The 20487-nt window shown below is 45.8% G+C and carries 18 protein-coding genes; 11 read left to right on the forward strand and 7 right to left on the reverse strand.

What is annotated here, in order from left to right:
• Positions 1–46 precede the first annotated feature (46 nt).
• From OW495_RS11750 to OW495_RS11760, 3 genes are all read right to left on the reverse strand, one after another.
• Positions 47–298, reverse strand: a complete 252-nt coding sequence (locus OW495_RS11750) for a DUF6482 family protein (RefSeq protein ID WP_061019435.1) — start codon at positions 296–298, stop codon at positions 47–49.
• 131 nt (positions 299–429) lie between these two features.
• Complete coding sequence (gene gorA / locus OW495_RS11755) at positions 430–1785, reverse strand: glutathione-disulfide reductase (protein ID WP_004735546.1); 1356 nt, start codon at positions 1783–1785, stop codon at positions 430–432.
• Between the two features lie 188 nt (positions 1786–1973).
• On the reverse strand, positions 1974–2813 hold the full coding sequence (locus OW495_RS11760; protein WP_029224298.1) for a 23S rRNA (adenine(2030)-N(6))-methyltransferase RlmJ: 840 nt from the start codon (positions 2811–2813) through the stop codon (positions 1974–1976).
• 279 nt (positions 2814–3092) lie between these two features.
• Between OW495_RS11760 and prlC the strand changes: the two genes are divergently transcribed.
• Positions 3093–5135, forward strand: a complete 2043-nt coding sequence (gene prlC, locus OW495_RS11765) for an oligopeptidase A (protein ID WP_065106040.1) — start codon at positions 3093–3095, stop codon at positions 5133–5135.
• Positions 5136–5203: 68 nt separating this feature from the next.
• Here the strand turns inward: prlC and asnC are convergent, their stop codons facing one another.
• Complete coding sequence (asnC, locus tag OW495_RS11770; protein ID WP_009848066.1) at positions 5204–5668, reverse strand: transcriptional regulator AsnC; 465 nt, start codon at positions 5666–5668, stop codon at positions 5204–5206.
• Positions 5669–5767: 99 nt separating this feature from the next.
• Here asnC and OW495_RS11775 point away from each other — a divergent pair, with 99 nt between their 5' ends.
• The 3 genes from OW495_RS11775 to OW495_RS11785 all read left to right on the forward strand — a co-directional run bounded on the left by OW495_RS11775 (position 5768) and on the right by OW495_RS11785 (position 10549).
• The gene (locus OW495_RS11775; protein WP_338141693.1) at positions 5768–8917 is read left to right on the forward strand and encodes an EAL domain-containing protein; all 3150 of its coding nucleotides are present in this window, start codon (positions 5768–5770) and stop codon (positions 8915–8917) included.
• 155 nt (positions 8918–9072) lie between these two features.
• Entirely contained in the window at positions 9073–9852 is a 780-nt protein-coding gene (locus OW495_RS11780) for a class I SAM-dependent methyltransferase (protein WP_017109237.1), read from the forward strand.
• Between the two features lie 121 nt (positions 9853–9973).
• Positions 9974–10549, forward strand: coding sequence for a hypothetical protein (locus tag OW495_RS11785; protein WP_102513375.1), 576 nt, complete (start codon positions 9974–9976; stop codon positions 10547–10549).
• Between the two features lie 129 nt (positions 10550–10678).
• On the opposite strand, the gene OW495_RS11790 is transcribed toward OW495_RS11785, so the two are convergent.
• Both OW495_RS11790 and uspA read right to left on the reverse strand, forming a co-directional pair.
• Entirely contained in the window at positions 10679–11557 is an 879-nt protein-coding gene (locus OW495_RS11790) for a carboxylate/amino acid/amine transporter (protein WP_065106043.1), read from the reverse strand.
• A gap of 52 nt (positions 11558–11609) precedes the next feature.
• On the reverse strand, positions 11610–12044 hold the full coding sequence (gene uspA / locus OW495_RS11795) for a universal stress protein UspA (protein WP_004735555.1): 435 nt from the start codon (positions 12042–12044) through the stop codon (positions 11610–11612).
• Positions 12045–12232: 188 nt separating this feature from the next.
• Between uspA and ftnA the strand changes: the two genes are divergently transcribed.
• The 3 genes from ftnA to OW495_RS11810 all read left to right on the forward strand — a co-directional run bounded on the left by ftnA (position 12233) and on the right by OW495_RS11810 (position 14582).
• On the forward strand, positions 12233–12760 hold the full coding sequence (gene ftnA / locus OW495_RS11800; RefSeq protein WP_017109234.1) for a non-heme ferritin: 528 nt from the start codon (positions 12233–12235) through the stop codon (positions 12758–12760).
• A 68-nt stretch (positions 12761–12828) separates the two neighbouring features.
• A complete protein-coding gene (gene uspB / locus OW495_RS11805) occupies positions 12829–13152 on the forward strand; it encodes a universal stress protein UspB (RefSeq protein WP_009848060.1) in 324 nt (107 codons plus the stop codon).
• A 236-nt stretch (positions 13153–13388) separates the two neighbouring features.
• Positions 13389–14582 carry an NAD(P)/FAD-dependent oxidoreductase gene (locus OW495_RS11810; protein WP_076667638.1) on the forward strand — a complete coding sequence of 398 codons (1194 nt, stop codon included), beginning with the start codon at positions 13389–13391 and terminating at the stop codon, positions 14580–14582.
• 137 nt (positions 14583–14719) lie between these two features.
• Here OW495_RS11810 and OW495_RS11815 read toward each other — a convergent pair whose 3' ends face one another.
• A complete protein-coding gene (locus OW495_RS11815) occupies positions 14720–15628 on the reverse strand; it encodes a DMT family transporter (RefSeq protein WP_102340893.1) in 909 nt (302 codons plus the stop codon).
• A 138-nt stretch (positions 15629–15766) separates the two neighbouring features.
• Between OW495_RS11815 and rmuC the strand changes: the two genes are divergently transcribed.
• The 4 genes from rmuC to ubiB all read left to right on the forward strand — a co-directional run bounded on the left by rmuC (position 15767) and on the right by ubiB (position 20478).
• Positions 15767–17299, forward strand: a complete 1533-nt coding sequence (gene rmuC / locus OW495_RS11820) for a DNA recombination protein RmuC (protein ID WP_102514255.1) — start codon at positions 15767–15769, stop codon at positions 17297–17299.
• Positions 17300–17364: 65 nt separating this feature from the next.
• On the forward strand, positions 17365–18144 hold the full coding sequence (ubiE, locus tag OW495_RS11825; protein ID WP_029222994.1) for a bifunctional demethylmenaquinone methyltransferase/2-methoxy-6-polyprenyl-1,4-benzoquinol methylase UbiE: 780 nt from the start codon (positions 17365–17367) through the stop codon (positions 18142–18144).
• 97 nt (positions 18145–18241) lie between these two features.
• Positions 18242–18847: an SCP2 domain-containing protein gene (locus OW495_RS11830; protein ID WP_102514256.1), complete on the forward strand. Its 606-nt coding sequence runs from the start codon at positions 18242–18244 to the stop codon at positions 18845–18847.
• Positions 18844–20478, forward strand: coding sequence for a ubiquinone biosynthesis regulatory protein kinase UbiB (gene ubiB, locus OW495_RS11835; protein ID WP_009848053.1), 1635 nt, complete (start codon positions 18844–18846; stop codon positions 20476–20478). The genes OW495_RS11830 and ubiB overlap by 4 nt, the downstream gene beginning before the upstream one ends.
• The last annotated feature ends 9 nt before the right edge of the window (positions 20479–20487 follow it).

The raw sequence follows: 20487 nt of genomic DNA on the forward strand, positions 1-20487 counted from the left end.
CTAGTGCAAGCCTTTCCATTTTTATCACGATTGATTTGAAGTTGATTTAACTCCACTTCAAATCAATCTCGAACGGTTGGGTGTTACCGCAATGCTCACCACACATCTCGTCGTAGGCGCTGTTATGAACCAGCATTGCCGATGCCACACCTTGGTCGCTAAAGTGGTCACGCGCTTGGTTTACACTCAAAAACTTCATTGGGTGCTGGTGGTCGTCTTTGATTAACTGTTTTTGCTCGCCAATAACTTGGTAAGCTAAGTAGATCCCGCCTTCAAATGATTCAATTAGTAGATTCATAACAAACTCCATTGCTGTTCTAGATAGGTCAGTATCTGTGTTACGTGGAGTTGAGGGGTAAGGTTCAAGAGTGGACATAAAAAAAGCAGGCACAAGGCCTGCTTTTTAAGAGATATCAACAAAGGCGTTGATTATCTCATCGTTACGAACTCTTCGCTGCCCGTTGGGTGAATTGCCACAACAGAGTCGAAATCTGCTTTGGTTGCGCCCATTTTCATTGCAACGCCGAAGCCTTGAATCATTTCATCAACAGTGAAACCGATGCCGTGTAGGCCAACTACTGTCTCTTCTTCACCAGCACATACTAGCTTCATCTTACAAGGTTGACGGTGCTGAGTGACTGCAGTGTACATTGCAGTAAAACCAGACGTGTATACCTTGATGTTGTCTTTGCCGTATTGCTCTTCAGCTTCTTGAGTCGTTAGACCAATAGTGCCGATAGGTGGGTGGCTGAATACAACAGTAGGAACTAGCGTGTAGTCCATCTTAGCGTTGGTTTGACCGTTGAATAGGCGCTCAGAAAGCTGACGACCTGCTTTAACAGCAACAGGTGTTAGCTCGATACCGCCTTCCATGATGTCGCCAACACAGTAGATGCCAGGAACGTTGGTTGCTTGGAATTCGTCTACTTTGATGTAGCCACGGTCGTTTGTTGCAACGCCAGTTGATGCTAGGTTGATAGCGTCAGTGGCTGGGTGACGGCCGATAGCCCAAATTAGGTGATCAACGTTTTGAGTGTTGCCGTTCTCAAGGTGCAGAGTCAGTGTGCCATCTGCTTCTTTCACTACTTCTTTTGGAACAGAGTGTGTATGCAGTGTTGGGCCTTCCGCTTCCATTACTTCAACCAGTGTCTCAACAATCATTGGGTCGAAGCTACGTAGTGGCGACTCTTTACGACAGAACAGGTGTGTTTCTGTGCCAAGTGCACTTAGTACGCCTGCGATCTCAACTGCGATGTAGCCCGCGCCGATAACAGCAACACGTTTAGGTTGCTCCATCAGGTCGAAGAAACCGTTTGAGTCGATACCGTGCTCTGCGCCAGGGATGTTTGGAATGGTTGGACGACCACCTACTGCGATCAGGATGTGATCCGCTGTGTAGTGTTCACCGTTAACTTCAACGGTCTTTTCGTCAACAAACTTAGCAAAGCCTTTGATTACGTTTATTTTGTTGTTACCAAGAACGCGATCGTAAGATTGGTGGATACGACCAATGTACGCTTGGCGGTTTTCAACCAGTTTGCCCCAGTTGAAGCCTTTTACGTCAACGTCGAAGCCGTAGTCTTTTGAATATAGGTTGATCGCTTCAGCGACTTGAGCACCGTGCCACATAACCTTTTTAGGAACACAACCAACGTTTACACAAGTACCACCAAGGTCTTGAGCTTCGATAAGTGCAACTTTTGCACCGTGCATTGCTGCGCGGTTAGCTGATGCGATGCCGCCTGAACCGCCGCCGATACAGATGTAATCAAAATGAGTCGCCATTACTTTCTCCATTTATTGAAGGCTGTGGGTACAGTGAGTGCACTGAACACCTACGTCCTATAGATTCTTAAATTGTCTAATTATTATATTGAGGGCAGATCGGTTGAACTCAATCTCCCTGTTTAAAATTTATTCGTGTACGTCACAGTCTGTTGAAGGTTCTACAAACTATGACGTTAAGTTCGAGATTATTCGGGAACGATCCACTCTACTTTGAAGTGACCGGTTGCCGGCGCAATTGCTTCCTTCAAGAATGGAAGAATTTCGTTCATTTGGCTTTCTAGTTTCCAAGGCGGGTTGATAACAATCATGCCTGATGCTGTCATGCCACGCTCGTTGGTGTCTGGTGATACGCCAAGTTCGATTTGTAGAATCTTGTTGATGCCTAAGCCTTCAAGTCCTTCGATCATGTCTTCGATATCACAGCGGTTTACCACTGGGTACCAAATTGCGTAGATACCAGTTGCCCAGCGCTTATGGCTTTGAGCAATCGCAGTCACAACATCACGATACTCTTTTGCCAGCTCGTAAGGTGGGTCGATCAGCACCAAACCACGACGCTCTTTTGGTGGCAGGCTGCCTTTTAAGCGTTGGAAGCCATCTTCTTTATAGATAGACACCTGACGATCGCGGTGGAACTCTTGCTCAAGCAGAGGGTGATCGGCTGGGTGAAGCTCAGTCAGTACCATGCGGTCTTGATCACGCAGGTGTGCACGTGCAACACGTGGTGAACCTGGGTAGAAACGCAGTTTTTCGCCATTGTTGAGTGCTGAGATAGACTCAAGGTAGCTTTGAATGTCTTCAGGAAGTTCTGTTTGTGCCCAGACGCGTGCAATACCTTGTTTGTATTCGCCCGTTTTTTCAGACCATTCATGCGTTAAGTCGTAACGACCTACACCAGAGTGAGTGTCATGGTAAACAAAAGGCTTATCCTTTTGTTTCAAAGAATTAAGAATAAGGCTCTGTACGATATGCTTTACTACGTCGGCATGGTTGCCCGCGTGGAAGCTGTGGCGATAACTTAACAAATTAAACTCTCGTAACACTCTCGAATTAGAGTGTGGTTAGTGTAGGTGGGGTTAATTTGACTATTATAACCCCCAATGGACCATAAATTCTCGAACAATTCAGGAACAGTCGTTCGCAATATGCAGTTAGTTATTGGTTCTACTATTGAAATTTGCCTTCATGGGCACTATTTAATAACTATTCGCAGGTGATTTTTTAGGGCGATCCTTAGCCTGATGACTGTAAGACGACCTCATTACAAAAAAGACGAAAGTCTCTAAAGCCAAAGGAATGTTTATATGTCTAATCCGCTATTAACCTTCACGGACTTACCTCCGTTTTCACAGATCAAACCTGAGCACGTTAAGCCAGCGGTTGAGCAAGTGATTGAAGAGTGTCGCAACAAGATAGAACAAGTACTTGAAGGTAATACTTCACCAAGCTGGGACAACCTCGTTGCTCCGATTGAAGAAGTGGATGATCGTTTAGGTCGCATTTGGTCACCTGTGAGCCATATGAATTCTGTTATGAACAGTGACGAACTGCGTGACGCTTATGAGAGCTGCCTGCCTGTGCTTTCTGAGTACGGCACGTGGGTTGGTCAACATAAAGGTTTGTTCGAAGCGTATAAAGCGATCAAGGCGAGTGAGGCATTCTCGGCATTAGACCAAGCTCAACAGAAAACCATTACCGACGCACTGCGTGACTTTGAATTGTCAGGCATTGGCTTACCCGCAGACGAGCAGCACCGCTACGGCGAGATCAGTAAACGCCAGTCTGAGCTGGGTTCTCAATTCTCAAACAATGTGCTTGATGCAACCATGGGTTGGAGCAAGCAGGTAACAGACGTGGCTGAACTGGCGGGTATGCCTGAGTCGGCATTGGCAGCAGCACAAGCCGCGGCAGAAGCTAAAGAGCAGGAAGGTTACCTACTGACTCTAGATATCCCATCATACCTGCCGGTGATGACGTACTGTGATAACCAAGCGCTACGTAAAGAGCTGTACGAAGCCTACGTAACTCGCGCTTCAGATCGCGGTCCAAATGCTGGTAAGTGGGACAACACTGAGATCATTACTGAACAACTTAAGCTGCGTCACGAGATCGCACGCATGCTTGGCTTTAGCACTTACAGCGAAAAATCTCTGTCGACTAAGATGGCAGAAACGCCAGACCAAGTACTTGGTTTCCTTAACGACCTAGCAGTAAAAGCCAAACCACAAGGTGAGCGCGAAGTAGAAGAGCTACGTCAGTTTGCTGAGAAAGAGTTTGGTGTCTCTGAGCTAAACCTGTGGGACATCGCTTACTACAGCGAGAAACAAAAACAGAACTTGTTCGAGATCTCTGATGAAGAGCTTCGTCCATACTTCCCTGAGTCGAACGCAGTGTCTGGTTTGTTCGAAGTACTAAACCGTGTGTTTGGTATGTCTGTGACTGAGCGTGAAGGTGTGGATACATGGCATGACTCAGTGCGCTTCTTTGACATCTTTGATGCGACAGGTACATTGCGCGGTAGCTTCTACCTAGACCTATACGCACGTGAACACAAACGTGGCGGTGCTTGGATGGATGACTGTCGCGGTCGTCGCATTACTCAATCTGGTGAGCTACAGACGCCAGTTGCTTACCTAACGTGTAACTTCAACAAGCCAGTCGGTGACAAACCAGCACTGTTTACTCACGATGAAGTGGTTACGTTATTCCACGAATTCGGCCACGGTATCCACCACATGCTAACGCAAGTTGAAGCGGGCTCAGTTGCGGGTATCAACGGTGTGCCTTGGGATGCCGTTGAGCTACCAAGTCAGTTCCTAGAAAACTGGTGTTGGGAAGAGGAAGCGCTGTCGTTCATTTCTGGTCACTTCGAAACGGGTGAAGCGCTACCAAAAGAGATGCTAGAGAAGATGCTAGCGGCGAAGAACTTCCAATCTGCGATGTTTATCCTGCGTCAGCTAGAGCTTGGTTTGTTCGATTTCACGCTGCACACAGAATACGATCCAGAAGTCGGTGCTCGCGTACTTGAAACGTTAGCCGACGTGAAGTCTAAGGTTTCTGTATTGCCAAGCCTTGATTGGAACCGCTTCTCGCACAGCTTTGGTCACATCTTTGCTGGTGGCTATAGCGCGGGTTACTACAGCTACCTATGGGCAGAAGTATTGTCTGCAGATGCGTTCTCTGCATTTGAAGAAGAGGGTATCTTCAACACTGAAACGGGCAATCGCTTCCTGAACAACATCCTTGAGATGGGTGGTAGTGAAGAGCCGATGGAGCTGTTCAAACGCTTCCGCGGTCGTGAGCCTCAAATCGATGCGATGCTGCGTCATGCGGGTATCAGCGCTTAATATTGTGTTGGTCAGAATGTAAAAAGAGCCTCATTGTGAGGCTCTTTTTGTATCGATTTATCAAACGATTATGGATTTACATTGCGATTGATAGGGTTCTGCAATGAAATTAATGTCTCAGTCGATTGAACCTCGTCAATCGCCTGCAATTTATCAATCAGTACGAACTGCAACTCTTCGATCGATTTACACATCAGTTTAACGAAAATGTTGTAGGCGCCAGTGGTGTAGTAAGCCTCAACCACTTCATCTAATGCATTAAGTTTGGCAATGGCTGAGTGGTAGTCGCGAGCTGCGTTAAGGTTGATACCAATAAAACAACACACGTCGTAACCAAGCTTCTTGGTGTTTACCACAACCTCGGTTCGCTCAATAATGTCGGCCGATCTCATCTTTTCGATACGAACGTGAATCGTCGCGGGGCTGACATCGAATTTCTTTGCCATTTCAGCATAAGGTGTACGCGCATCTTCCATCAAAGTTTTGAGAATGGCACGGTCTAGGTCATCCAGACGAGCAGTAGTTGTGGACATGCGTAAACCCTTATATCGAATGAAAATAGTTCGGCTAGAGTACATATCATAGCCAAGGGTGATAATATTAGCAGCAACGATGATGTTAAGGTGAATTCAGTGCGATTTTGGTTGTTATTTCTTGTGGTGTGTTGGAGTACGTTTGCTTCAGCGCAGACAAAAGATGTGTTGGTGATTCACTCTTACCATCAAGGTTTTTTCTGGACAGATGATTTCCACAAAGGGCTAGCGGCAGAGCTTGACCGAGATGGCCTGTCTTATCGTGTCGTTTATCTTGATAGCAAGCGCTCTCAAAATCCTGAGTATCTTGAGCGTGTTTACCAGCTTTATCATACCAAACTGCTGCATGAAGAGTTTGCTGCCGTTGTGGTCAGTGACAATAACGCGCTCAACTTAATGAAGCGCCTTGCGCCCGATCTCAAAGATACTCCTGTTATCTTTGGCGGTATTAACAACTTCTCTCCCGAAATGATTGAAGGTTTGAACGCGACGGGTATTAGTGAGGATATTGATTTAGTCGGTAATATCGAACTTATCAAGCGTCTTCAATCGACTGTCAAAAAAATCTATATTGTCACCGACCATTCAGTGACGGGCCAAGCCATTCGTGCTCAAGTCGACCTGTTTGTTAGAAAACACCCAGAATTTTCCGATCTTGTTGAACACTATGTTCCTGATTCTTATCAAGAGCTCGTGGCATTTTCTCAGCGTGCCGATCTCGGAAAAAGCTTGCTGTTTTGGGCGTATTATCGCGATGCCAATGGTCGAGTCAGCAGCGATGAAGATTGGCGCGTTCTCAATACACAGACTCAAATGCCATTGTATATGGTGCATGACTTGGGGCTTGGGTTTGGTGCTATCGGAGGCGTGATTCAGAGTGGTGAGACGCAGGGGCGAGATACTGGGCGTGTTCTATTGAATGTGTTGGCTAATCCGGATAAACCGCTGCCCCAAGTGGTTGCTGGCGCGCCAGAAATCAAACTCGATTACCAACAAATTTCTCGTTGGGATTTGGGCGCAGAGAATGAAGCGGCAGTCACTTTCCTAAATAAGCCTAAGCCATTTCTCGCGCGCTATCGCGACGAGATTCGTACGATTGGTTTGCTGTTTTTAGCCATGGCGTGCGTGATTGCCACCTTGGTGTATTACCTGAACCGACTTAAAAAAAGCGAACGGGCAAGCCGAAAAAGCCAAATGTTGCTCGAGTCGATCTTCGATCAAAGCCTGCAATTTATGGGCATTATCGACAAAAATGGGGTGCTGTTGTCGAGTAACAGCAAGCTGCATGAACTTCTTTATAATCAAGGCTACAAGCTTGGTACTCCGCTTCAAAATCACCAACATTGGGAAGAGTCTGCACGTGAAATACTGAAGGAGTATTTTACGAGCAAAGAAACGCCGCCTGCTTTGCGCTTTGAAGCTGAAGTGTGGTGTCGTGACCGTGGTGTGATGGTATTAGAGATTTCTCTGAAGTCGATGCCGGGCAATGAAGAGGATGACACCCAATTCTTATTTGAAGCGCGTGATGTGACTTCCCGTAAACTTGCTGAAAACAAACTGTTCCAACGCGAAGCCAACCTTAAACTGTATTACGACAAGCAACCCGTAATGATGATTACGCTGGATGGCAACAACCGTATTCAGCAAGTGAACCAGTTTGCTGAAGAGGTGTTAGGTTATCCTCTGGAGCAATTGCTAGGTCATCGTCCAAGAGAGTTCTATGTCGATGAAAATGCAATGATCCCGCGTCATATCTTGTTGCAACCACAACATAAGGTGCGCGGCGTGTGGCGCCGTGATATCGAATATCGTCATGCGGATGGCAGCACAATCTGGATTCGTGAAAACATTCGTCCATTGGTTGAATCCGATCAGCTGTTGATTGTTGGCGAAGACATCACCGAGACTCATGAGCTTTCTGAAAAGTTAGAGTATCAGGCTCGCTATGACTTGCTCACTGGTACGTTTAACCGCAATCACTTTGCACAAGAATTGCAAAAGGCATTAAAAGAAGTCGAGAGCCACATGCGTACTCACGCCATGCTGTTTTTGGATTTAGACCAACTTAAAGTCTTAAACGATACTGCAGGCCATGAAGCGGGTGATGCTGCAATCATGTTTAGCGCTAAGCTGCTGGAAGACGTCCTGCCATACAATGCTGTGTTAGCACGTATGGGCGGCGATGAGTTTGCTGTATTAATTAAAGACTGCACCGAGAGAGATGCGGTTAATGTGTGTCGCAGTATCATCTCAATGATGAGTGAGAATCCATTCTTGTGGGGTGATATTCGCCTCAACCTGACCAGCTCTATCGGTATTCGATTGATTGACCATACTGCGGCTTCACCACAAATGGTGCATGCTCAGGCCGATGCCGCTTGTCATGCAGCGAAAGAAGAAGGGCGCAATCGCTATAATCTTTACCATCAAGATGATGAAGATATCCGTCGTCGTCATCTTGAAATGGAGTGCGTCAATCTCGTCCATGAGGCCTTGGCGAATGATCGTTTAGAGTTGTTTGCACAGCGTATTCTTGGTTTAGACAAAGATAGCGAGAAAATGCACTTCGAGATCTTGGTGAGAATCAAGAACATCAAGGGTGAGTACATTTCTCCGGGGATCTTCATGCCCGCTTCAGAGCGCTATAATATTGCGCACTTGATTGACCGCCGAGTCGTAAGCCAAACGCTCGCTTGGTTGGAACATCGACCAAAGGTGATAGATGAACTTGGAATGTGCTCTATCAACCTGTCTGGTCACTCGATGGGTAACCGAGAGTTTGTTGAGTTCTTGATTGAAAGCTTGGCGAACTCGTCAGTGCCTTGCCATAAGATTTGTCTAGAAATCACTGAAACGGCCGCGATGAGCAACATGAAACAAGCGATCAAGTTCTTTACTCGCATTAAAGAACTTGGCTGTATGATTGCACTCGATGACTTTGGTTCAGGCTTATCGTCCTTTGGCTACCTGAAGAAATTGCCGGTCGATATTGTGAAGATTGATGGCCTGTTTGTACGTGATATTGATGTCAACGAAATGGATCATGTGATGGTTCGTTCTATCAATGACTTGGCCAAGCAGATGGGTAAGCACACGGTGGCAGAGTTTGTTGAAAACACGCAGATCATCGACAAGCTGATCGAACTTGGTGTTAACTACGCGCAAGGTTACATTATTGGTCGACCTAAGCCGCTGGCGGAGCTCATTGAAGAGTTACAACAAGAGCGAACGTTAGAGTATTTAGATTAAGCGAACCAAGCGACAGGATGAGTATTCTTTAGCTCTAGCCTTAGTATTAGCACTTACAGCGCGAATAGTTTGCACCGCTAATATGTATTGTTGAGGCAATCAGGTAAACTGGTTGCCTCTTTTGTTTTGAATACTACTGTCTGTTGGAGACGACCTTGCAACTACAACTGATTTGCGAAGATGCCACCCAAATCGATCATCTAAATGACTTAGCGACCCGTTGGAATTTATCTCATGATGAAAACAGCGATTTCGCTTTGGTACTGACTAGCGAACGACTTGAGTTACGTAAAGTCGATGAACCGAAGCTTGGCGCTATCTTTGTTGATTTAGTCGGAGGCGCAGTCGGTCACAGACGTAAGTTTGGTGGTGGTAAAGGTCAGGCAATTGCTAAGGCTGCAGGTCTAAACAAAGGCGCAACACCAACTATCTTAGATGGCACCGCTGGGTTAGGACGTGATGCGTTTGTGCTGGCTTCGTTGGGCTGTAAAGTACAGATGGTAGAGCGACATCCAGTTGTGGCTGCATTATTGGATGACGGCTTGCAGAGAGCACAAAAAGACCCAGACATCGGCGGTTGGGTGAGCGAACGTATGAAGTTGATTCATGCTTCTAGCCATGATGCCCTAGACAAGCTCAGCAACGATCCTGACTTCGAACAGCCAGACGTGGTGTATCTCGACCCTATGTACCCGCATCCTGAGAATAAAAAGAAATCGGCTTTGGTTAAGAAAGAGATGCGTGTATTCCAATCTTTGGTTGGTGCCGATCTGGATGCTGATGGCTTATTTGAGCCTGCGATGAAGCTGGCATCAAAGCGCGTTGTGGTCAAAAGACCGGATTACGCAGCATGGTTAGACGAGCAAAAACCGAGCATGGCAATCGAAACTAAAAAGAACCGTTTTGATGTCTATGTGAAAGCATCAATGACTTAGCAGCACGCTAAGAAAGTTTCCCGTCATAAATACGATAAATTGCCATTTAACACTTGCGATAGTCGCGTTACGGATGTATATCTAACTAAGAATCATTATTATTCTTAGCTGGAGTTGTAGCATGGCTAAACGCTTTTGTAAGTTAAACCGTCGAGATATCACTGAACACCTAGGCGAGATCCACAGCTTGGTTACCCAACCTAAGTTTGTGTGTCGTTCTTGTGCGCGTTCATCGTCGGATCAAGCGAACCTATGCAAACCAACAGCCATCCCACCGATTGATTGTCAGAATAAACCCGTTGAAGAAAAAGTCGCGTGTGGCCTACTTGCTGAAACATTGCCAACTCCAGAAGTTTCTCTTATCGAGATCATGGACAGCGCTGAGTCAACGGTACAAATCTTTGATCCTGCTATCGTAGAAACGGCTGATAAAGTTGCGTTGAAGAAAGCCAAGCTGAAAAAATTGATGGCGAAGGCGAGCGGTGATGAGAAAGCTGAACTTAAACAAGCGAAGAAAGCGGCGAAGAAACAAGAGAAGTACAACAAAAAGCTCGCGAAGATGATTAAGAAGCAGCAAAAGCTGTTTAAGAAAAGCCAAAAATTGGAAAGTGACCTTGAACGCATCAACCTACAACTTGATGACGTAGCCTTCACTGAAACCAAGACTCAGGTAGTGAGCCACAGTCATATCCACTGAAGTTAATTCGAAGAGCTTATTGCTACATAGATGATTTAAAAAGAGCGACCGTAGGTCGCTCTTTTGCTTTCTGGGTATTCTTTTAAATACGAATCTTGTTAGCTAAATACAGCTTGTTAGCTTAACGCGCTAGGCATTGCTAGCATCTCTCGCAACACGCTTCTTAACCCAAGTCTCATTAACCCACAAAGACAGCAAGATAACCCCACCACCGATGGAAAGTCGTACTAGGTCGACATCTCTATTCCAGATAAGGATATTCACCACAAGACCCGCTGGGACTAACACATTGTTCATCACGGCAAGTGCGCCAGCATTGACCATGCACGCGCCTTTATTCCACATAAAGTAACCCAGACCTGAAGCAATTAAGCCGAGGTAGAGCAGGATTCCCCATTGAAGTGTGGTCGTAGGCAGCTTCTCTGGGTTGCCCAGCAACATGAAAGCAACTGAAGCCACACACAGAGCGCCTAAATAGAAATAACCAAATACCGTGTGTTGAGGTAATTCAGTCGCTTCTTTTTCCATTACCACCTTGTAGCCGACCTGACCGATAGCAAAGCACAGGTTCGCGCCTTGCACGACAAGGAAGCCGACTAAAAAGTTTTCATTGATGCCCGCGAATTTAATAAACACCGCGCCTAATACCGCAATAGCAGCAGTCACTAGGTACCAAGGTGAGAATTGCCCTTTGAGAAAGTCATAAATAAGCGTGACATAAATTGGGGTAAAAACGGTAAACAATAGGACTTCAGGAACCGACAGCAGCAAGAACGACTGATAATAGAAGCAATACATCAGCCCAAGCTGAATACCACCAATAGCCATCAATTTAGCGATCAGCTTACGTGAGACGCCACGAAACTTAAGGAAGGGAAGAAATACGAGACCCGCAAGGGCAACACGCATCAAAACAGAGAACCAAGCATCAACCTGACCAGCAAGGTAGACGCCGATCAGGCTAAAGGAGAAGGCCCATAGGAGGGTAACACCAGCTAAATAGCTCATAGTAAAACTTCGTTAATAAGATATGAGCTGTATGTTACCTAACCTTAAATCATTAGTCTTCTGAATCTCTTAGAGGCACGACCAGCATATCAACTGGAGAGGCGTTGATCAGTTGTCGTGTTGAAGAAAGCAGTTTGCTCCAGAAGTCTTGATGGTGACCACAAACCACTAAATCAACATTGAACTCGTTGATGGTGTCACACAGCTCATGACTCAGGTCGCCACTGCCCACTAAGGTGTGGGTGATCGGGTATTGAGCATGCTCAGCAAAGTTTTGCAGCTGAACTCGAGACGCTTCCATCGCGTTATGCTGAGTTTCTGCCATGTTGATATCGATTAGGCCGGTATACAGCTCGGCATAGTTAATATCGATATGGATAAAAGAGACTTTGGCTTCCAATGGCTTTGCCAATGCTACCGCTTTATCCACAATTAATTTGCTGTCTTCTGATAAATCGACCGCGACCAAAATATGTTTGTAACTCATATCGCTACCTCCTTTATTCATTGTCTGTTTAAAGATTAGCACTATGCGATGGCTTTTTTTGCTGAAGTGATCTCATATCCATCGTCTTGCGTACTGGTTCTTCGAATTGTTGGTTAAGTAATGGTCAGCGAGATATTCATTAAATAGTGATATAGTAGAGAAAACTAAGGTGTAATCAGGAGACTTTAATGCTGTCTAAAACAATGGTTGATCAACTCAACGATCAAATTAATCTAGAATTTTTCTCATCCAACCTATACTTACAAATGAGTGCTTGGTGTGAAGACAAAGGATTTGAAGGTGCAGCAGAGTTTCTGCGTGTTCATGCAGTAGAAGAAATGGAACACATGCAGCGTCTTTTCACTTACGTTAGTGAAACAGGTGCAATGCCAATTCTAGGTGCTATTGAAGCGCCAAAACATGAATTCGACAGCCTTGGTGCCGTGTTCCGTGAAACATACGAACATGAGCAAATGATCACTGAAAAAATCAACAAACTGGCTCACGTTGCTTTCACATCACAAGATTACTCAACCTTTAACTTCCTGCAATGGTACGTTGCGGAGCAACACGAAGAAGAGAAGTTGTTTAAAGGTGTATTGGATAAGCTAGAGCTCGTTGGTGAAGACGGTAAAGCACTGTTCTTTATTGATAAAGACCTAGCGCAATTGGCAAAAGATGGTTCATCTTCAATTATGGAAGCTCCTGCAGTTTAGGCTGTAAGAAAAAGACACTGATTATCTTTTTCTTTTGAGTCTTCCCTTGAAGATGTAGGGAGGAAAGGATGATCAGCGGCGACACTATTCTATTTGCACTAATGGTTGTGACATGTGTGAACTGGGCGCGTTATTTTACTGCGCTAAGAACACTCATTTATATTATGCGAGAAGCACATCCTCTACTTTATCAACAAGTAGACGGAGGTGGTTTCTTCACAACTCATGGCAATATGACCAAGCAGGTTCGCCTGTTTAGTTACATCAAAAGCAAAGAGTATCACCATCATCACGACGAAGTTTTTACGTCGAAGTGTGATCGTGTAAGACAGTTATTTATACTCTCTTCTGCTCTGTTGGGTGTAACGTTGCTGTCTTCATTCATCGTTTAAATTTCAGATGAGTTGAGTGATTAACTAGAACTCAGTTCGTTGATTCGGTCATCCATATTGGCTTATGGGAACTGACTGGAATTTGCACGAATGAACATCAATTGCAAAGTTGAAAATTGCCGTTAGAATAGCGAGCAATTAGTAAGGATGTGCTGTTATGCACATCCTTTTTTATTGGTGGCGTTATGGGCACAAGGCGTGCTTCGTGATGCAAAAGTGAAGAAAGCAGAACCGCAATGAGTGAAAAATTTGACGTAATCGTAATTGGCGCAGGTGCAGCTGGCTTGATGTGTGCAGCAGAAGCAGGCAAGCGCGGCCGACGAGTGCTCGTCGTAGATCATGCCAAAAAACCGGGAAGAAAAATCCTTATTGCTGGTGGCGGCCGCTGTAACTTTACTAACTATGATGTCACAGCAAAAAACTTTTTAAGTCAAAACCCCCACTTTGTTAAATCTGCACTGGCTCAATATACCAATTGGGATTTCATTTCGATGATCTACAAGCATGGTATTGAGTTTGAAGAGCGTGATCACGGGCAATTGTTCTGTGTGAATGACCATAACTCAAAAGATATCGTCACCATGTTGCTAGCAGAGTGTAAGCAAGCAAAGGTTGAAGAGCGTTACCGTTGTGATGTTCATTCTATTGAGAAAACAGACGCTGGCTTCAAGATGCATCTCAACACCGATGAAGTTGAGTGTGATTCATTGGTTATTGCAACCGGTGGCCTTTCAATGCCAAAACTAGGCGCGACGCCATTTGGTTATAAAGTGGCAGAGCAGTTTGGTTTATCTGTGGTACCAACAACCGCAGGTTTGGTGCCATTTACTCTGCATAAAGAAGACAAAGAAGCCTTTGCTGAGCTTTCTGGCATCGCGATTCCTGCCGAGATCACCGCGCAAGACGGCACTCTATTCAAAGAAGCGCTGCTATTTACTCACCGCGGCCTATCTGGCCCTTCGGTACTGCAAATCTCTTCATTCTGGAAAGCAGGTCAGTCGGTTTCGATTAATCTAGTACCAGAAGTGGATGTGGCGGAGTTACTGGCTAACTCTCGCGAGAAGCACCCAAATCAGAGCCTAAAAAATACCTTAGCGAAAGCATTACCAAAGCGTTTCATTGAGGTGTTGATTGACCGTAAAGAGCTTGAAGACAAGCCGCTCAAACAGTTCAACGAAAAGCAGCTAAATGAAATTGTAGAGCATCTAGAGAATTGGAAAATTGCACCCAACGGCACCGAAGGCTACCGAACGGCTGAAGTGACTTTAGGTGGTGTAGACACCAACCACCTATCTTCAAAAACGATGGAATGTAAGACGGTCTCTGGCCTTTATTTTATCGGTGAAGTAATGGACGTAACAGGTTGGTTAGGTGGCTATAACTTCCAATGGTGTTGGAGCTCAGGCTTCGCAGCAGGCCAGTGGGTTTAGGGTTTTTGCTTACCGATTAGGTTTCAATTTACATAAAAAATGGCGAGTCATATGACTCGCCATTTTTGTATTTAAAGCTTGCTATCGCTACTCACTCTGGAGGAGATGTATTGCGATCATCCTAATCTATCCGGGCATCAACTTTCAGAGCTGTGGTTGTTTTTCTTCTTTCCCCATTTGATCTGCTGGATAACAAGGCCAGCAATAATCAGCATCAAGCCAAACAGTGTTGCCGGGTGAATCTCTTCGCCAATAATGGTCGAAAGTAGCATTAGCGAGATAAACGGTGAGGCGAAAATTAGGTTGCTGATACGTGCCGTATTGTTGGTTAACTTGAGTGCTGATAACCACAAGACAAAGGTAATGCCCATCTCGAACAGGCCAACATAAGTCACGGCCATCCAACCTTTCGCTGTGATTTGACTAAAGCTCTCGCCTTCATAAATGGTTAAACCAATCGCGAATGGCAGTGCCACTAAGAAACCAAGTAATACACCCACCACAGGGTCAGCTTTATTTTTGGTATTGAGAATCCAGTACCCTGCCCATAGCAATGTTGAAAGAAGAGCAAGTGCCACACCGAGTGGGCTATCGAACTGCATGCCTAGCACATCGCCTTTGGTCGCAATAACCACGACACCTGCGTAGCTGAAGGTACACGCAATCCAATCTTGTTTACGAATCTTTTGTCCCAGAAAAACCGCTGCCATTAAAGTCAGCGTGATCGCCCAACTGTAGTTGATGGCTTGTGCTTGAGAAGCGGGCAGTAGGTCGTAGGCTTTGAATAGAATCAGATAGTAGGCTAGAGGGTTCACCAAACCGAGCAGTAAGTAATACCAAGGGTTTGAAAGAAACGTGGTACTCAGTTGAGAGAGTTTGCCTTGAAACGCGCAAACCGCGATCAGCGCAATCGACGACACAATGCTGGCGATGGTCAGCATTTGAATCGGTGAAAACTCAGCAAGGGTCAGCTTAAAAGCAGTAGCGACTGTTGACCACAGTAATACCGCAGCAAGGCCAAAGCCCAAGGCACGACGTTCGTTCATAGCAACTCATTCTAATTTGATGGGACAGAATACGGAGCGCCTAGTCTATCTGTCGAATTTTAATACGGCAAACTGGACATTTATCCAGTATCAAAATACCATTTAATGAGTTATCTCCAATTAGGCTAAATCATTATCATGCAATGGATTATCGAACATCAGGCAACGCTTATTGCTGCTATTTCCGGCGCGCTCGTCAGCAGCGGAGTGGTGGGCTGGTGGATCAAACAGAAGTTCTCTTTTCAGCAGCGACTTCTTGAACAGCAACTAGAGTCCGACCGTTTGCTACATGAGTCACAACAATCTCAGCTCAAATCTTCACTCGCAGAGGCGCAACAAGAGCTCAATGAGTTGGATGATGACCGAGACAAAGCGGCATTTGAACTTAAGCAGGCACATGGCAAGGTGATGGCTGCGATGGAGAAGCTGCGTTATTTTGAAGCCGTGAAGCAAGAGCGTCAGCAGTATGCCGATGATATCAATGTTCTTAAGGAGCATAAGTCTGAGTTGGAGGCTGAGCTTCGCGAGCAAGAAGCTAGGCACGACCAAGAAAACCTCGCCAACAGTGAAAAACTGCAATTGTTAGAGCAAGCAGAATCTCGACTTAAGCAGCAGTTTGAACTGTTAGCGAATCAACTGTTTGAGAGCAAAACTGCCAAGGTCGATCAGCAGAATAAGCAGAGTCTTGAAGGTTTGTTATCGCCGCTGAGAGAGCAGTTAGAGGGCTTTAAGAAGCAGGTTAATGATAGCTTCAGTCAAGAAGCCAAAGAGCGTCACACCTTAGTTCATGAGCTTAAAAACCTGCAACGCCTCAATGAGAGCATGACGCGTGAAGCGGTTAACCTGACTCAGGCGTTAAAGGGTGATAATAAACAACAAGGTAACTGGGGCGAAGTGGTGCTGGCTCGTGTACTGGCGGATTCAGGTCTGCGTGAAGGCCATGAATATCAAACTCAGGTGAACCTGCAAAACGATGCTGGCAAGCGTTACCAACCGGATGTGATCGTGCATTTGCCACAAGATAAGCAGGTGGTGGTCGATTCGAAAATGGCTTTGGTGGCATTTGAGCGCTACTTCAACGCTGAGACCGATCAACAACGCGACGCAGCACTGCGTGATCATTTGGCTTCACTGCGAGCGCATATTAAAGGCTTGAGCCAAAAGGATTATCACCAACTCAAAGGCATCCAGAGCTTAGATTATGTATTGATGTTTATTCCGGTAGAACCTGCGTTTCAAGTCGCGATTCAAGCTGACCCAAGCTTGGTCAAAGACGCGATGGAACAAAACATAATCTTGGTCAGCCCTACGACCTTGCTGGTGGCACTGCGTACCATTGATAACCTGTGGCGTAACGAAAGACAGAACCAGAATGCACAAATCATTGCAGAGCGTGCGAGCAAGCTTTACGACAAGCTGCGCTTGTTTGTTGATGATATGGAAGGTCTGGGTAGCTCATTAGACAGAGCCAACCAAAGCTACCAAGGTGCCATGAATAAGCTGGTGACTGGGCGTGGTAACGTGATTCGTCAGGCCGAAAGCTTCAAGCAATTGGGTGTTGAGGTGAAGAAACCTATCTCAGTTGGCTTGGCGGAAATCGCTCAAAATGAGGCTTTTTCAGAAAATGCCTCCTTAGTAGAAAGACAACCCGCTGAGGATAAAGTAAACTAATCGGCCGCAGCGCCTCTAAATAGAGAGTGCACTGTCGATGAGAACTTACCATGGTAGATAACAGCATTATGGACACAAGCGTGCAGACAAATTCAGCAGTAGAGTCAGAAACCACACACTTTGGTTTCGAAACAGTCGCGAAAGACCAAAAAGTCGCGAAAGTAGCAGAGGTATTTCACTCTGTAGCCGCTAAATACGACATCATGAATGACTTAATGTCGGGTGGTGTTCACCGCTTGTGGAAGCGATTCACGATTGATTGCAGTGGCGTGCGCCCTGGTCAACGTATCCTCGATCTTGGTGGTGGTACTGGTGACCTTACTGCGAAATTCTCGCGCATCGTTGGTGAAAAAGGCCACGTGGTTCTTGCTGATATCAACAACTCAATGCTGAATGTTGGCCGCGATAAACTGCGTGATAGCGGTATTGTTGGCAATGTACATTATGTTCAAGCAAACGCTGAAGAGCTGCCTTTCCCAGACAACTACTTCGATTGCATTACCATCAGCTTCTGTCTGCGTAACGTAACCGATAAAGACCAAGCACTGCGTTCAATGTACCGCGTACTTAAGCCGGGCGGTCGTCTGTTGGTTCTTGAGTTTTCTAAGCCAGTGCTTGAGCCACTATCAAAGGTTTACGATGCATACTCTTTCCACCTATTGCCAAAAATGGGTGAGCTGATTGCTAACGATGCAGACAGCTATCGTTACCTTGCAGAATCAATCCGTATGCACCCTAACCAAGAAACCTTGGAAGGCATGATGCAAGAAGCGGGTTTTGAAAATACTAAATACTTCAACCTAACGGGCGGCATTGTTGCGCTGCACCGTGGTTACAAGTTCTAGTCGAACTTGGTAGCAGGCTCGTTGAGTGTGCTAAAAATAAGAATAAAGATAGAACGGATAGGTTAACGCTTATCCGTTTTCAAAGGTAAGGACAGTCATGCCATTTGATCCATTGGTCACCGCGGTTATTGAAACCTCTTTAAATACTTTCGTGAACGATGATCCAGCTTTGGTTCGTCGTTTGTCTCGTTTAAAGGGGCAGATCATTCAAGTTAATTTGAAAGAGCTGAATAAAACTCTCACTTTCGTTTTTAGCCAACAAATCGATGTGTTGTCTGAATACGAAGGACAACCTGATTGCTACCTATCTTTGAACCTATCGGTACTGCCAGAACTGCGTGAGCAATCGAACATCACCAAACTGATTAAGCAAGATAAGCTGATCTTAGAGGGTGATATTCAACTGGCTCAGAAATTTGCTCAGCTAATGACAGACTGCAAGCCAGACTTGGAAGAGTGGCTATCGCGCGTGACTGGCGACGTGGTTGCTCATACCTTGGTACAAGGCGTTAAGAATGTTGGTGGCCTTGTGGCTAAGCAAGCGACTAAGCATCAAAACCATCTCGCTCAGGTATTAACTGAAGAGTGGAAGATGGCACCAGCGCCATTAGAAGTGGCACATTTTTGCGATCAGGTTGACGACGTGAAAAGCTCAGCTGCACGTCTTGAAGCTAAACTGAACGCTCTGTTGGAGAAAGCATGACCCCAACAGAACTGAAACGTCTTTATCATATTATCAAGGTACAGTTGGAATACGGCCTTGATGAATTGATGCCTGAGCACCAGTTGACTAAAGCCCCTTTACTGGCGAGAAAGTCACTGTTTTGGCTCAAGAATAAGCATCAAGATAAAGAATTAGGCCACCGCTTGCGTTTAGCGTTGCAAGAGTTAGGGCCTGTTTGGATTAAGTTTGGTCAGATGATGTCAACGCGTCGCGACCTATTTCCTCCTCATATCGCTGATCAGCTAGCACTATTGCAAGACCAAGTGGCGCCATTTGATGGTCAATTGGCTAAGCGAGACATGGAAAAAGCGCTCGGTGGTAGCCTAGATAACTGGTTTACCGACTTTGATATCGAGCCATTGGCTTCTGCTTCTATCGCTCAGGTGCATACCGCAAAGCTCAAAGAGAGTGGTCGCGAGATTGTTCTGAAGGTTATTCGCCCTGATATTCGCCCGGTGATTGATGCAGATCTAAAACTGATGCACCGAATGGCGCGTATAGTCGCTAAGTCGCTTCCTGAAGCACGTCGTTTGAAACCGGTTGAAGTCGTTCACGAGTACGAAAAAACGTTACTTGATGAACTAGACCTGCGCCGCGAGGCGGCCAATGCCATTCAACTACGACGTAATTTTGAAGGCAGTGAAGAGCTGTATGTTCCAGAGGTTATCCCTGATTTAAGCAGTGAAACCTTGATGGTGTCAGAGCGTATCTACGGTATTCAAGTATCCGATATTGAAACGCTAAACGCCAACGGCACCAACATGAAATTGCTGGCTGAACGCGGTGTGACGGTCTTCTTCACCCAAGTATTCCGAGATAGCTTTTTCCATGCAGACATGCACCCGGGCAACGTATTCGTTAACCCAGAGAATCCAGACAACCCTCAGTGGATTGGTTTGGATTGTGGCATTGTCGGCACGCTCAACAGTGAAGATAAGCGCTATTTAGCAGAGAACCTGCTGGCTTTCTTCAATCGCGATTACCGTAAAGTCGCCGAGCTTCACGTGGATTCGGGTTGGGTGCCACACGACACCAACGTCAACGATTTCGAATTCGCGATTCGTATGGTGTGTGAGCCGATTTTTGCAAAACCACTTGGCGAGATCTCATTTGGCCATGTGTTGCTAAACTTATTTAATACAGCAAGACGTTTCAACATGGAGGTTCAACCTCAGTTGGTGCTTCTGCAGAAGACCTTGTTGTATGTGGAAGGGCTAGGCCGTCAGTTGTATCCGCAACTTGATTTGTGGGCAACGGCTAAACCTTTCCTTGAAACCTGGATGATGAATCAGGTGGGGCCGCAAGCTGTGATCAACGCAGTAAAAGAGCGTGCGCCATTCTGGGCAGAAAAACTGCCAGAGCTGCCAGAGCTACTTTATGACAGCTTGCGTCAAGGTAAAGCCATGAACCACAGAATGGATCAGCTTTATCAAGGCTATAGAGATAGTAAGCGTCAGCAAGCAACTGGAAAGTTTTTGTTTGGCGTTGGAGCAACTTTAGTCGTATGCTCCGCAATATTAGTTTCAAGCCCTTATGAGCAGCTATCTATGGGCTGTGGCATCGCAGGTGTCACATTTTGGCTGCTAAGTTGGCGAGCTTACCGTCGTTAGACAGTAGAC

Origin of the sequence: Vibrio sp. 14N.309.X.WAT.E.F5 (assembly GCF_030397615.1) — a bacterium.
Lineage (GTDB): Bacteria > Pseudomonadota > Gammaproteobacteria > Enterobacterales > Vibrionaceae > Vibrio > Vibrio lentus.

Excerpts from the sequence above, each read along its gene's own strand:
- OW495_RS11750 (WP_061019435.1), bottom strand. The coding sequence starts at position 298 with ATGAATCTACTAATTGAATCATTTGAAGGCGGGATCTACTTAGCTTAC.
- gorA (WP_004735546.1), bottom strand. The coding sequence starts at position 1,785 with ATGGCGACTCATTTTGATTACATCTGTATCGGCGGCGGTTCAGGCGGC.
- prlC (WP_065106040.1), top strand. The coding sequence starts at position 3,093 with ATGTCTAATCCGCTATTAACCTTCACGGACTTACCTCCGTTTTCACAG.
- asnC (WP_009848066.1), bottom strand. The coding sequence starts at position 5,668 with ATGTCCACAACTACTGCTCGTCTGGATGACCTAGACCGTGCCATTCTC.
- OW495_RS11785 (WP_102513375.1), top strand. The coding sequence starts at position 9,974 with ATGGCTAAACGCTTTTGTAAGTTAAACCGTCGAGATATCACTGAACAC.
- OW495_RS11790 (WP_065106043.1), bottom strand. The coding sequence starts at position 11,557 with ATGAGCTATTTAGCTGGTGTTACCCTCCTATGGGCCTTCTCCTTTAGC.
- uspA (WP_004735555.1), bottom strand. The coding sequence starts at position 12,044 with ATGAGTTACAAACATATTTTGGTCGCGGTCGATTTATCAGAAGACAGC.
- ftnA (WP_017109234.1), top strand. The coding sequence starts at position 12,233 with ATGCTGTCTAAAACAATGGTTGATCAACTCAACGATCAAATTAATCTA.
- uspB (WP_009848060.1), top strand. The coding sequence starts at position 12,829 with ATGATCAGCGGCGACACTATTCTATTTGCACTAATGGTTGTGACATGT.
- OW495_RS11810 (WP_076667638.1), top strand. The coding sequence starts at position 13,389 with ATGAGTGAAAAATTTGACGTAATCGTAATTGGCGCAGGTGCAGCTGGC.
- OW495_RS11815 (WP_102340893.1), bottom strand. The coding sequence starts at position 15,628 with ATGAACGAACGTCGTGCCTTGGGCTTTGGCCTTGCTGCGGTATTACTG.
- rmuC (WP_102514255.1), top strand. The coding sequence starts at position 15,767 with ATGCAATGGATTATCGAACATCAGGCAACGCTTATTGCTGCTATTTCC.
- OW495_RS11830 (WP_102514256.1), top strand. The coding sequence starts at position 18,242 with ATGCCATTTGATCCATTGGTCACCGCGGTTATTGAAACCTCTTTAAAT.
- ubiB (WP_009848053.1), top strand. The coding sequence starts at position 18,844 with ATGACCCCAACAGAACTGAAACGTCTTTATCATATTATCAAGGTACAG.